This is a genomic window from Enterobacter cloacae complex sp. R_G8 (assembly GCF_024599795.1).
GTDB classification, from domain to species: domain Bacteria; phylum Pseudomonadota; class Gammaproteobacteria; order Enterobacterales; family Enterobacteriaceae; genus Enterobacter; species Enterobacter dissolvens.
Genome location: NZ_CP102246.1, coordinates 1,529,079 through 1,541,233, shown reverse-complemented (window position 1 = coordinate 1,541,233; position 12,155 = coordinate 1,529,079). Strand labels below are relative to the sequence as shown.

The 12,155-nt window shown below is 56.5% G+C and carries 12 protein-coding genes; 7 read left to right on the top strand and 5 right to left on the bottom strand.

Features of this window, described 5'->3' with window-relative positions:
• Positions 1-9: 9 nt before the first annotated feature.
• Positions 10-888: a 4-hydroxy-tetrahydrodipicolinate synthase gene (gene dapA / locus NQ842_RS07355; RefSeq protein WP_013098227.1), complete on the bottom strand. Its 879-nt coding sequence runs from the start codon at positions 886-888 to the stop codon at positions 10-12.
• Positions 889-1,033: 145 nt separating this feature from the next.
• Between dapA and NQ842_RS07350 the strand changes: the two genes are divergently transcribed.
• Both NQ842_RS07350 and bcp read left to right on the top strand, forming a co-directional pair.
• Positions 1,034-1,603 (top strand): glycine cleavage system transcriptional repressor, encoded by a 570-nt coding sequence (locus NQ842_RS07350; protein WP_013098228.1) that lies wholly within the window; start codon positions 1,034-1,036, stop codon positions 1,601-1,603.
• On the top strand, positions 1,603-2,073 hold the full coding sequence (gene bcp, locus NQ842_RS07345; RefSeq protein WP_013098229.1) for a thioredoxin-dependent thiol peroxidase: 471 nt from the start codon (positions 1,603-1,605) through the stop codon (positions 2,071-2,073). Before NQ842_RS07350 ends, bcp begins: the two co-directional genes overlap by 1 nt.
• 137 nt (positions 2,074-2,210) lie before the next feature.
• Here bcp and NQ842_RS07340 read toward each other — a convergent pair whose 3' ends face one another.
• The gene (locus tag NQ842_RS07340; RefSeq protein WP_046888233.1) at positions 2,211-3,275 is read right to left on the bottom strand and encodes an AI-2E family transporter; all 1,065 of its coding nucleotides are present in this window, start codon (positions 3,273-3,275) and stop codon (positions 2,211-2,213) included.
• Between the two features lie 221 nt (positions 3,276-3,496).
• Here NQ842_RS07340 and bepA point away from each other — a divergent pair, with 221 nt between their 5' ends.
• Together bepA and arsC are read left to right on the top strand one after the other, a co-directional pair.
• Positions 3,497-4,960, top strand: coding sequence for a beta-barrel assembly-enhancing protease (bepA, locus tag NQ842_RS07335; RefSeq protein WP_257256683.1), 1,464 nt, complete (start codon positions 3,497-3,499; stop codon positions 4,958-4,960).
• Between the two features lie 14 nt (positions 4,961-4,974).
• Positions 4,975-5,331: an arsenate reductase (glutaredoxin) gene (gene arsC, locus NQ842_RS07330; RefSeq protein ID WP_046888231.1), complete on the top strand. Its 357-nt coding sequence runs from the start codon at positions 4,975-4,977 to the stop codon at positions 5,329-5,331.
• On the opposite strand, the gene NQ842_RS07325 is transcribed toward arsC, so the two are convergent.
• A complete protein-coding gene (locus NQ842_RS07325) occupies positions 5,328-6,152 on the bottom strand; it encodes a hypothetical protein (protein WP_063411868.1) in 825 nt (274 codons plus the stop codon). The two genes, arsC and NQ842_RS07325, sit on opposite strands and share 4 nt — an antisense overlap.
• Positions 6,153-6,299: 147 nt before the next feature.
• Between NQ842_RS07325 and celB the strand changes: the two genes are divergently transcribed.
• From celB to NQ842_RS07310, 3 genes are read left to right on the top strand one after another with little or no spacing between them, the layout of a single operon-like run.
• Positions 6,300-7,619: a PTS cellobiose transporter subunit IIC gene (gene celB, locus NQ842_RS07320; RefSeq protein WP_257256682.1), complete on the top strand. Its 1,320-nt coding sequence runs from the start codon at positions 6,300-6,302 to the stop codon at positions 7,617-7,619.
• Between the two features lie 3 nt (positions 7,620-7,622).
• Positions 7,623-8,576: a N(4)-(beta-N-acetylglucosaminyl)-L-asparaginase gene (locus NQ842_RS07315; RefSeq protein ID WP_013098235.1), complete on the top strand. Its 954-nt coding sequence runs from the start codon at positions 7,623-7,625 to the stop codon at positions 8,574-8,576.
• A 2-nt stretch (positions 8,577-8,578) separates the two neighbouring features.
• On the top strand, positions 8,579-10,000 hold the full coding sequence (locus NQ842_RS07310) for a M17 family metallopeptidase (protein ID WP_257256681.1): 1,422 nt from the start codon (positions 8,579-8,581) through the stop codon (positions 9,998-10,000).
• Positions 10,001-10,033: 33 nt separating this feature from the next.
• Here the strand turns inward: NQ842_RS07310 and NQ842_RS07305 are convergent, their stop codons facing one another.
• Positions 10,034-10,735 carry a DnaA inactivator Hda gene (locus NQ842_RS07305; RefSeq protein WP_211944493.1) on the bottom strand — a complete coding sequence of 234 codons (702 nt, stop codon included), beginning with the start codon at positions 10,733-10,735 and terminating at the stop codon, positions 10,034-10,036.
• Positions 10,736-10,829: 94 nt separating this feature from the next.
• Positions 10,830-12,119, bottom strand: a complete 1,290-nt coding sequence (gene uraA, locus NQ842_RS07300; protein WP_013098238.1) for a uracil permease — start codon at positions 12,117-12,119, stop codon at positions 10,830-10,832.
• Between the last annotated feature and the right edge of the window lie 36 nt (positions 12,120-12,155).

Below are 12,155 nucleotides of genomic sequence, written 5' to 3'. Positions count from 1 at the left end.
CCCTAAACTTTACAGCAAACCGGCATGCTTCAGCGCTGCAGTGACGATTTCACGACCGTGGTCGGTAATCGGTGTCATTGGCAGACGCAGCGTATCGGTTGCTACAAGTCCCAACTCCTTACATGCCCATTTCACCGGGATCGGATTGGGTTCGACAAATAATTTATTGTGCAACGGCATCAGACGTTTATTAATGAGACGGGCTTCATCAAAGTGACCTGCCGCCGCCAGCTTGCACATTTCCGCCATATCGCGGGCCGCAACGTTCGACGTTACGGAGATCACGCCATGACCACCGAGCTGCATAAAGTCCAGCGCGGTCGCATCGTCACCGCTCAACAGGATAAAGTCGTCTGAAACCAGCTCTTTGATCTGATGAACGCGGCTTAAGTTCCCTGTCGCCTCTTTAATCCCGATAATATTTTTTACTTTCGAGAGACGACCAACGGTTTCCGGCAGCATATCGCAGCCAGTACGGGACGGCACATTATACAGAATTTGTGGCAAGTCAGTATGTTCAGCGATGGCTTTGAAATGCTGGAACAAACCTTCCTGAGTAGGACGGTTATAATAAGGGGTGACCGTCAGACAGCCAACAACGCCGCTGTCGTTAAAACGTTGGGTCAGGCTGATCGCTTCCGCGGTTGCATTCGCGCCTGTTCCCGCGATGACCGGAATACGTCCGTCAGCCAGTTCGAGGGTCAACATCACCACATCGCCGTGCTCTTCGTGGCTCAGCGTTGCAGATTCACCGGTAGTCCCTACCGAAACGATCGCCGAGGTTCCATTGGCGACATGGTAATCAATCAGCTTCTTCATGCTTGACCGGCAGACATTACCTTTTTCATCCATCGGTGTTACAAGCGCGACAATACTTCCCGTGAACATGAGCCATCCTCTGTGCGAACAAGAGCCTCAATGGTACGTTTGGAACTGTAATAAAAGCAAGCGACCTGAGGCCCTCAGGCGGTTGTATGCATGTTTTTTTTATGCTTTCCTTAGGAAGACTTAACCAAGCAAAGGAAGAACAGGTTTGACAACCTCATCACAACATTACCTGGTTATCACTGCGCTGGGTGCTGACAGGCCGGGTATCGTGAACACCATTACCCGCCACGTGAGCAGCTGCGGCTGTAATATCGAGGACAGCCGTCTGGCGATGCTGGGCGAAGAGTTCACGTTTATTATGCTGCTGTCCGGGACATGGAACGCCATCACGCTTATCGAATCCACCCTGCCGCTGAAAGGCGCGGAGCTGGATTTACTGATCGTGATGAAACGCACCAACGCGCGTCCGCGTCCGGCCATGCCTGCCACCGTCTGGGTACAGGTTGAAGTTCCTGATTCCCCTCATCTGATCGAGCGTTTTACCGCGCTGTTTGACAGCCATCAGATGAACATTGCCGAGCTGGTTTCCCGCACACAACCGGCTGATGAGAGTGCCGTTCCTACCCTCTTTATTCAAATCACCGCCCACAGTCCTGCATCACAGGATGCGTCAAATATCGAGCAAGCGTTCAAAGCCCTCTGTACAGAATTACACGCGCAAGGCAGTATAAGCGTCGTAAATTATTCGCAGCATGAACAGGATGGAGTTGAGTAATGAACCCACTGAAAGCCGGTGACATCGCACCGAAATTTAGCTTACCGGATCAGGATGGTGAGCAAGTAAATTTGACCGACTTCCAGGGACAGCGTGTTCTGGTCTATTTCTACCCGAAAGCCATGACCCCGGGCTGCACCGTACAGGCCTGCGGCTTACGCGACAACATGGACGAGTTGAAAAAAGCCGGCGTAGAAGTGCTGGGTATCAGCACCGATAAGCCAGAAAAGCTGTCACGATTTGCTGAAAAAGAGCTGCTGAACTTCACGCTGCTTTCCGACGAAGATCATCAGGTCTGTGAGCAGTTCGGCGTCTGGGGCGAGAAGACGTTTATGGGCAAAACCTATGACGGCATTCACCGCATCAGTTTCCTGATTGACGCTGACGGTAAAGTGGAACATGTCTTTGACGACTTCAAAACCAGCAACCACCACGACGTGGTGTTGAACTGGCTGAAACAAAGTGCCTGAAAGTGAGTGTCGGGTGGCGGCTTCGCCTTACCCGACCTACAAGATAAATGCAAAACGGCAACCTGGTTGCCGTTTTTAGTGTCTCCCCCTCTCCCCGTGGGAGAGGGCCGGGGTGAGAGCATCAGGCCGCACAAAAACTACTTCTCTTCCACCGCCGGCACATCCGGCCACGCGTGGACGACAGCTTTAATCAGCGTCGCCAGCGGAATGGCAAAGAACACGCCCCAGAATCCCCACAGCCCGCCGAAAATCACCACCGACAGAATAATGACCAGCGGATGCAGATTTACCGCTTCTGAGAACAGCACCGGCACCAGCAGGTTGCCATCCAGCGCCTGAATAATCAGGTACACGGCGAAGCAGCTCCAGAACTCGGTGCCCAGGCCAAACTGGAACAGCGCGACGCCCACCACCGGGATGGTGACCACAAACGCGCCAATATACGGAATAAGGACCGATAACCCCACCAGCACCGCCAGCAGCAGTGAATAATTCAGCCCGAAGATCAGGAAGCCAATCCACGTCGCGACCCCAACCACAATCATCTCCAGCACCTTGCCGCGAATGTAGTTGGTGATCTGCTGGTTCATCTCTTCCCACACCTGCCCGGCCAGCCCGCGATTACGCGGCAGAATACGCCGCACGGCGTTGAGCATCTGATCTTTGTCCTTCACCAGGAAGAACACCATCAATGGCACCAGCACCAGGTAGACGGCGAGTGTGAGCAGCCCAACCAGTGACGCCAGCGAGTATTTGACCACCGAGTCGCCCATGGTCATGATGCGGGCGCGCATATTTTCAGCCATCGCATCGATGATCCCGGCATCCATTAACGCAGGATAACGACGCGGCAGCGTGGCAGCGAAATCAGAAAGCTTGTTCAGCATACCGGGCATATCGCGGATCAGGTAGATCCCCTGTTGCCAGGCGACGGGCATGACCACAAAAGCCATCAACAGCAGAATGCCGACAAACAGCACCAGCACAATGCTGGTCGCCCAGCGTCGGGAGCAGCCGATATTTTCCAGTCGCGCGGTTGGCCATTCCAGCAAATAGGCCAGCACAATCGCTACCAGCAGTGGCGCCAGAAGGCCACTGAAGAAGAACAGAATACCGAATCCGGCAACCAGAATAACCAGCAAAGCAATGGCCTCCGGGTCGCTAAACCGACGCCGGTACCACTGCATTAACATTTCGAGCATACAACCCTTCCCTGAATCGAATGACGGGAGTCAGAATGTGAATTGTATCGAACTGTCACAAAAAAGACTTTCGCTTTTTGTATCCCTGTCACAATCCGCAAAAGCCTGATGAATGGGATTTTCTTCATGCCGTAACACGGCTACACTCGCAGGGCAGTGGAGATGAACGATATGCGGGTTCATCGGTCAAATTAGCACATCCAAAATACAGGACAGTGGTTATGTTCAGGCAGTTGAAAAAAACAGTGGTCGCGACACTGATTGCCGCCGTAACGGTCGGTCAGGTGTTGCCAGCTTTCGCTGACTCGTCCGATTCATTGCCGGACATGGGCACCACAGCAGGAAGCACGCTCTCCATTGGTCAGGAGATGCAGATGGGTGATTACTACGTTCGCCAGCTGCGCGGCAGTGCTCCGCTGATCAATGACCCATTGCTGGTGCAGTACATTAATGGTCTCGGGATGCGCCTGGTCTCGCACGCCAACTCGGTAAAAACCCCCTTCCACTTCTATTTAATCAATAACGACGAAATCAACGCCTTCGCCTTCTTTGGCGGTAACGTGGTGCTGCATTCGGCGTTATTCCGTTACTCCGATAACGAAAGCCAGCTGGCGTCAGTGATGGCGCACGAAATTTCCCACGTGACCCAGCGCCATCTGGCCCGTGCGATGGAAGACCAGAAACGCAACGCGCCCCTGACCTGGGTGGGGGCGCTGGGCTCTATTCTGCTGGCGATGGCCAGCCCGCAGGCCGGGATGGCTGCATTAACCGGCACGCTGGCAGGCACGCGCCAGGGGATGATCAGTTTTACCCAGCAAAACGAACAGGAAGCGGACCGCATTGGCATCCAGGTACTGCAGCGCTCGGGCTTTGACCCGCAGGCCATGCCAAGCTTCCTGGAAAAACTGCTCGATCAGGCACGCTACTCGTCACGTCCACCCGAAATCCTGCTCACACACCCGTTACCGGAAAGCCGTCTGTCGGATGCGCGTAACCGTGCTAATCAGATGCGTCCGGTGGTGGTGCAATCCTCACAGGATTTCTACATGGCGAAAGTGAGAACGCTGGGCATGTACAATTCCGGGCGTAACCAGCTCACCAGCGACCTGCTGGATGCCCTGGCAAAAGGCAACGTGCGCGAGAAGAACGCGGCGCAATACGGCCGTGCGCTGCAGGCGATGGAAGCCAGCAAATACGACGAGGCGCGCAAAGCCCTGCAACCGCTGCTGGCCGCCGACCCGAATAACCCGTGGTATCTCGATCTGTCGACCGATATCGATCTGGGGCAGAAGAGACCTGCCGATGCGATTAACCGCCTGAAAGGTGCCAAAGAGGAGCGGACCAACCCGGTGCTGCAGCTTAACCTGGCAAACGCTTATCTGCAGGGCGGCCAGCCGGGTGAAGCGGCCACCATTCTGAACCGCTACACCTTCGACAATAAAGACGATCAAAACGGCTGGGATCTGCTCGCACAGGCAGAAGCCCAGCTGGGTAACCGCGATCAGGAGCTGGCGGCACGCGCCGAAGGTTTTGCCCTGGTAGGGCGTCTGGATCAGGCCATTTCGATGCTCAGCAGCGCCAGTTCGCAGGTCAAACTAGGCAGCCTGCAACAGGCCCGTTACGATGCGCGTATCGATCAGCTGCGCGCACTACAGCAGCGCTTCAAGCCGTACGAAAAGATGTAAAAAAGGAAGAAAATATGACTGACGCGGTAAAAATCTACCATAACCCTCGCTGCTCCAAGAGCCGCGACACCCTCAGCCTGCTGAAATCCAACGGCGTAGAGCCTGAGGTGGTGCTGTATCTGGAGACACCGCCTGACGCGCAGACGATCCGCCAGCTCCTGCATATGCTGGGCATGGGCAGTGCACGGGAGTTGATGCGCCAGAAAGAGGATCTGTATAAGTCACTTAACCTGGACGACACGCGTCTCACTGAAGCTGAGCTCGTGCAGGCGATGGTTGATAATCCGAAGCTGATTGAACGCCCGATTGTGGTGGCAAACGGCAAGGCGCGCATTGGACGCCCACCGGAAGAGGTGCTCGACATTCTTTAAACCTCGCGCCGCAGCCCTTCCAGAAAGGCCTGCGGCGTACTTTCCCCCAGCTTTTTCTGCGCCTTACCCCGGTTGTAAAACTCGCACAAGGTCATCAATAACACACCCGGCGGTTCAACATTCACTCGCGGAATAATATCGCGTAAGGGCACCATCACCTGAAGTGCACTGCAGGTACGTTGATGTGCCTTCACCGTAATGTCGTTAACAGCCAGCATCGCCTCAAAACCAAAAGTCTCAATAGATTGTATAGCAGCCGGACATGCCGCCAGCACCTCCTGCGTCCAGGTATTCAGTCGTTGAGGCGACAGTCCCGCATAAAGCCTGGCATAGCACCAGCCGCTCACCGGCTCTCGCGCCCACAGCAGATGTTGCTCTCCACCGTCGTCCATATGCAGCGACAACGGCAAATGATGAAGTTCCAGCATATGTGGCCTGATGCCCGCTTTCAGCGCCTTTTTTCCCTGCAAGGGGGCCCCTTTTTGCTTTGCTGCGGCCGGTTTGAGATAGCGGTTCAGGGTAGCGCGGGATACGGCGATTCCGAGTACGTCGTTGACCATCAACAGCAGTTCATCCAGCGGTGCCCCCAGGATATCACGCAGGGCATTCACCAGCGCAATCTGCTCTTGTCTCATCGCTTTGTGTATCACTTTCGGCGTCGTATGGTTATCCGACACCTGGTCTCGATTACGCCAGCGTCTGACGGTAGTGACTGAAATGCCCAGCTCGACGGCCAGCTCTCTGTCGCTCTTATCCGACTGTTGAAGATAGCGGCGGATGCGCGGCGTCGTGGTCGCATTGGCGTGCAGTTTGATTTCCATCGCAACAATTCCTGAAACTAATCTTATGAGATTTATCATGCATCAGCGATTGCTTTGTGACCGATTTCACCTTTCGCTCGCCGCGCTTCACTGATAATCCCCACAGATAACACAAACAACACCTCTCAATCTTGTACGGAGTTCACAATGAACAATGTTCTGGGATTTCTTGAAGCAAAACTAATGCCGCTGGCGGCCAAAACGGCCCAGCAGCGTCATCTTGGTGCCATTCGCGGTGCCTACGTTTCATTCATGCCGTTTATCATCGTTGGCTCCATCCTGCTGGTGATCTCCTCCTTCCCCAATCAAACCTATCAGCAGTTTATGTCTCAGGCGTTTGGGGAAAGCTGGAGTGCGATTATCGAAATCCCGTTCAACGCGGTGTTCTCGACCATGTCGTTGTTTATCAGCTTCCTGGTCGCCTACCGCCTGGCTGAACACTATGGCGAAGACCGTATCTCCTGCGGCATCCTGGCGCTGGTCGCCTTTCTGATCCTGACTCCTTTTATCAAAGTGGCAGAAAATGGCGGCATCACCGTCATGCCGGTAGAGTGGATTGGCAGTAAGGGTCTGTTTGTGGCGATGATTGGTTCTCTGCTGTGGACGGAGCTGTTCTGCTGGCTGAAGCGCAAAAAACTGGTTATCAGAATGCCGGATGGCGTACCGCCTGCGGTGCAGGAGTCGTTCGCGGCGCTGATCCCTGCCCTGCTGGTGATGATCCTGGTGCTGGTTATCCGCATCGGCTTTGAAAACACCCATTACAACACCATCCACCAGTTTATTTACGAGGTGGTGGCAACCCCGGTTCGCCACTACGGTACCTCCTATTTTGGCGCGCTGATGACCGTATTCAGCATCACCATTCTGTGGTCTGTGGGCATTAACTCCGGTTCGATGATCAACGGCATTATTCGCCCGCTGTGGATGGAGAACCAGACCGATAACATCGCCGCTATTCAGGCCGGCGCCACGCCGCCGCACATTATCACCGAACAGTTTTTTGACATGATCTGGATGGGCGGCGCAGGGGCCACGCTGTCGCTGGTGATTGCGATGCTGATTTTCACCCGCAGTAAAAACATGCGCGAAGTGGCACGCCTGGGCGCGGGAGCCTCGGTGTTTAACATCAACGAGCCTATTCTGTTCGGCCTGCCGGTGATCATGAACCCGATCATGCTCATTCCGTTCAATCTGGTGCCGCTGGTGCTGGTCACCGTGCAGTACGTGGCAATGAAAATTGGTGCGGTCGCCGTCACCACCGGGGTGTTTATCCCCTGGACGCTGCCGCCTGTTATCAGCGGTTTTATCGTCACCGGGCATCTCAGCGGCAGCATCATGCAGCTTATCAACCTGCTGATTGGCGCCATGCTGTATCTGCCTTTCATGCGTATCGTGGATAAACAGTACCGCACCGCGGAGATTGCCACCGTGACGCAAACCGACACCACCCTTGCAAAACAGGAGTAAAGCATGTGGGGAATTATCGCCACCTGGCGAATGGCGCTTGAAGGCGTCACCGAGTCGGCCTCTGCGCTGGCAGCAGGAAAACCGGTGGCTGCCGCGGTCGTGGATGCCGTTGCCGCCGTCGAGGACTTTCCGTTCTATAAATCGGTCGGCTACGGCGGGCTACCAACCGAAAATGGCGAGGTGGAACTGGACGCCGCCTACATGGATGGCGACACGCTGGCCTTTGGCGCCGTGGGAAATCTGGTGGATATCGCCAACCCGGTGCGCGTGGCGCAGGCGTTAAGCCGCCAGCGCTATAACAGCCTGCTGGTCGGCCAGGGCGCGCGGGAGTGGGCATTGAGCCAGGGTTTTGCCGACAAAACGATGCTCACCGACCGGGCCATGCAGCACTACCGCAAGCGCTGCCGGGAGACGCTGGATAAAGGCTTAAGCCCCTACGATGGTCATGACACCGTCGGGATTATCGGTCTCGACAAACAGGGATCCATGAGCGTGGCCACCTCCACCAGCGGCCTGTTTATGAAAAAGCGCGGCCGCCTTGGCGATTCACCGATCATCGGCTCCGGCTTCTACTGCGACAGTGAAACTGGCGCCGCCACCGCCACGGGCGTGGGCGAAGATCTGATGAAAGGCTGCACCAGCTACGAAATTGTTCGCCGCATGGCGCAGGGGATGTCTCCGCAGCAGGCGGCAGATTCCGTGGTGTTCGAGCTGGAAGACAAGCTGATGTCGCGTTTTGGCCGCGCGGGCGATCTCTCCGTGGTATGCATGAATAACAAAGGTGAATTTGGCGCCGCCACCAACATCAAAACATTCTCGTTTGTGGTGGCGACCGCGCGCCAGCCGCTGACCGTGTTTCGCGCCGAACGCCTGCGGGAAAAAACGCACTATCAGGCGGTGGATGATGAATGGATGCAGGCCTATGCCGCACGGATCCGCGCCCCGATTGAGGAGTAATAATGATGACGTATCAGCTAATAACGGACCTTTCAGAGGCAACTCCACACAGCCATCTCATCGCCCGCAGCGCGTGCCCGCTGCTGCCGGACACTCCGCTGATTGCGGAAATGCGCGGACAGGACGCCGTTGCCGACACCCGATTTGGCTGTGCGCCCTTTGCACGCATCACCCTGGTGCCGGATGCACTCTGGCATGACGGGCTGACTGAAGGATTACTCACCGCCCTCCGCCCGCTGCTGGCGACGCCCGTCAGCACCGACGTAGTGCTGGATGTCACCCACATTGACGACGTTGTGCTGCAACAGCTCCTGCGTTTTCTTTTTAATCAGTCGCACAGGCTTAGCGATCTGCAGCTGAAGAAAGCGGACGATGTCACTTTGCGCGTTGAGCACGTTACCGCCCTCTGCCTGCCAGAACAGCAGGCGCGGCTGGACGTTATCTTCCGCCAGCAGCTCGCCATTAGCCGTGGAATGGTCGCCGCACGCCGTCTGGCCGATATCCCCTCCGACCGCTGCACGCCGCAGTTTATGGTGCAGGAGGCGCAGACGCTGTGCGCGGCTTTCCCTGCCCTGCGCTGTGACGTGCTGGATGACAAGCAGATCGTTGAACAGGGTCTGGGGCTGCTTCACGCCGTTGGCAAAGGCGCCTCCTGCCCGCCACGACTGCTGGCTATTCACTATGACGGTGTTTCTGACGGCCCGGTGCGCTGCTATGTAGGTAAAGGCATTACCTTCGATACCGGCGGCCTGTGGCTCAAAGACGGCGCGGGCATGTACACCATGAAATATGACATGTGCGGCGCGGCGAATGTGCTGGGGCTGATGCTGACCGTTGCAGAGCTGGCGCTCCCCGTGCGCCTCATGGGCGTGCTGGCGCTGGCAGAAAACGCCATCGGCCCGGACGCCATGCAGCCTGGCACGGTAGCCAGAGCCTGCAACGGCACCACGGTTGAAATCAACAATACCGATGCAGAAGGCCGGCTGGTGCTGGCAGACGCTATCGCCTGGGCCAGCCAGCGCCATCCGCAGGCGCGCTATATTATCGATATGGCAACGCTGACGGGTGCGGTGGTCAAAGCGCTGGGATATGAACTGAGCGGGTTGATGACCCAGGATGAACCGCTGCGCCAGGCGCTGACGCAGGCAGGAAAACAGAGTGGAGATGAAGTATGGTCCCTGCCGCTGAATGCGCGGCTGAAAAAGCAGACTGACAGCGCCATCGCCGATCTCTGCAATACGCCGCCCAACAATGCGGCAATCAGCGCCTCGGCAGCGTGGCTGCTGCATCACTTCTGCCCGCCGACAATCCCGTGGGCGCATCTGGACATTAGCGGTACAGCGCTGTGGCGTGAGGGTGGCAGAAGCGTGGCCTCAGGGAGGCCGATTCCGCTGCTGGTGGAGCACTTGATGGGAGATCTCTAGCCGGGTGGCGGCTGCGCCACCGGGCAAACAACCTCAAAGCTTCAGAATATCTTTCACAAACGGAATGGTGAGCTTACGCTGGGCAGTAATGGAGGCGCGATCGAGCTGATCGAGCGTGTCAAACAGCGTGCGCATCTCCCGATCCAGACGCTTGAGCAGGAAACGCCCCACGTCTTCCGGCAGTTCAAATCCGCGCAGTCTGGCGCGCAACTGCAACGCCTGGAGTTTGTCTTCATCTGACAGCGGCTGCAGCTTGTAAATTTGCCCCCAGTCGAGACGGGAAGCAAGATCCGGCAGCCCCAGATTAAGCTGGCGCGGCGGACGATCGCCGGTGATCAGCAGCCGGGTTTTGCCCGATTCCAGGATACGGTTATAGAGGTTAAAGATCGCCATTTCCCATGGCTCATCCCCCGCCACGCATTCGATATTATCGATGCAGACCAGGGAGAGATGTTCCATTCCCTCCAGCACGTCAGGCACAAACCAGGTACGTTTATCCAGCGGTACATAGCCTACCGCATCCCCCCGCGCAGAAAGCTCCGCACAGGCGGCATGCAACAGGTGACTGCGCCCCGCGCCTTCGCGTGACCAGATATAGATGTATCCGCTGTGATCCTGGCGCAGCACATTCTGGAGTGCAGCCAGTAAAGAGGGGTTATCACCCGGCCAGAAACTCGCGAAAGTTTCGTCGTCAGGGAGATAGAGTGGCAGAGAGAGCTGTGCCGGTCCGTTCAGAAGTACCTCAACCAGATCTTACATAAAATCGGAACGGAGTTTAGCACGGAACCTGCCAGGAGAGAACCGGGCGATCCCTCACCCGGCTTTACGATCAGTGTGACGCTTTTTCGCTTTCGTCGGCGTCCAGTACCACCTCTTCCGGACGGATCACGGAAATCAGCTTGAAAATCAGGCTCAGGCCCACACCAACGATGGTCGCCAGCGCCATGCCTTTCAGCTCGGCCGCGCCGATGTGAACCTTCGCGCCGCTCACACCGATGATCAGGATAACGGAAGTCAGGATCAGGTTCTGCGCTTTGCTGTAGTCCACTTTGGACTCAATCAGCACGCGAATACCGGATGCGCCAATTACGCCGTACAGCAGCAGAGACACGCCGCCCATCACCGGAACCGGGATGATCTGGATCGCTGCTGCCAGTTTACCCACGCAGGAGAGCAGGATTGCGATGATGGCCGCGCCGCCGATAACCCAGGTACTGTAAACGCGGGTGATCGCCATGACGCCAATATTCTCACCGTAAGTGGTGTTTGGCGTTGAGCCAAAGAAACCGGAGATGATCGTCGAGAAGCCGTTTGCAAACATCGAGCGGTGCAGACCCGGGTCGCGGATCAGGTCACGTTTGACGATGTTCGCCGTCACCACAAGGTGGCCAACGTGTTCAGCGATAACCACCAGCGCGGCAGGCAGAATAGTGAAGATGGCAAACCATTCAAAGCGTGGCGTATAGAAGGTTGGCAGGGCAAACCAGTGCGCCTGAGCGATTGGGGTGGTATCGACAACGCCCATCACGAAGGAGAGTGCATAACCCGCCAGCACGCCGATCAGGATCGGGATAATCGCCATAAAACCGCGGAACAGCACGGAGCCAAATACCGTCACGCCCAGCGTCACCAGTGAGATGATGATGGTTTTGGAGTCCGGCGACTGCCCATCAGCAGGCAGCAGACCAGCCATATTCGCCGCCACGCCTGCCAGCTCCAGACCGATGACGGCAACGATGGCCCCCATCGCCGCAGGTGGGAACATCACGTCCAGCCAGCCGGTACCGGCCTTCTTCACAATGAAAGAGACCAGGCAGAACAGCACGCCGCACATGATAAAGCCGCCCAGCGCCACTTCATACCCCAGGGGTAGCAGCAGCAACACCGGCGAGATAAAAGCAAAGCTCGACCCCAGATACGCCGGGATTTTGCCTTTACAGATAAAGAGGTACAGCAGCGTCCCGATACCATTGAACAGCAACACGGTAGCCGGGTTAATGTGAAACAGGATTGGCACCAGCACGGTTGCGCCAAACATAGCGAACAGGTGCTGCAAACTAAGCGGGATAGTCTGTAAAAGCGGCGGTCTTTCACTCACCCCGATAGCACGGCGCGTCATAGTGTTTTCCTCTGAGATGGTTAGTTATGTGTGTTT

Coding starts and splice junctions, on each gene's coding strand:
- dapA (WP_013098227.1), bottom strand. CDS start 888: ATGTTCACGGGAAGTATTGTCGCGCTTGTAACACCGATGGATGAAAAA.
- bcp (WP_013098229.1), top strand. CDS start 1,603: ATGAACCCACTGAAAGCCGGTGACATCGCACCGAAATTTAGCTTACCG.
- NQ842_RS07340 (WP_046888233.1), bottom strand. CDS start 3,275: ATGCTCGAAATGTTAATGCAGTGGTACCGGCGTCGGTTTAGCGACCCG.
- bepA (WP_257256683.1), top strand. CDS start 3,497: ATGTTCAGGCAGTTGAAAAAAACAGTGGTCGCGACACTGATTGCCGCC.
- arsC (WP_046888231.1), top strand. CDS start 4,975: ATGACTGACGCGGTAAAAATCTACCATAACCCTCGCTGCTCCAAGAGC.
- NQ842_RS07325 (WP_063411868.1), bottom strand. CDS start 6,152: ATGGAAATCAAACTGCACGCCAATGCGACCACGACGCCGCGCATCCGC.
- celB (WP_257256682.1), top strand. CDS start 6,300: ATGAACAATGTTCTGGGATTTCTTGAAGCAAAACTAATGCCGCTGGCG.
- NQ842_RS07315 (WP_013098235.1), top strand. CDS start 7,623: ATGTGGGGAATTATCGCCACCTGGCGAATGGCGCTTGAAGGCGTCACC.
- NQ842_RS07310 (WP_257256681.1), top strand. CDS start 8,579: ATGATGACGTATCAGCTAATAACGGACCTTTCAGAGGCAACTCCACAC.
- uraA (WP_013098238.1), bottom strand. CDS start 12,119: ATGACGCGCCGTGCTATCGGGGTGAGTGAAAGACCGCCGCTTTTACAG.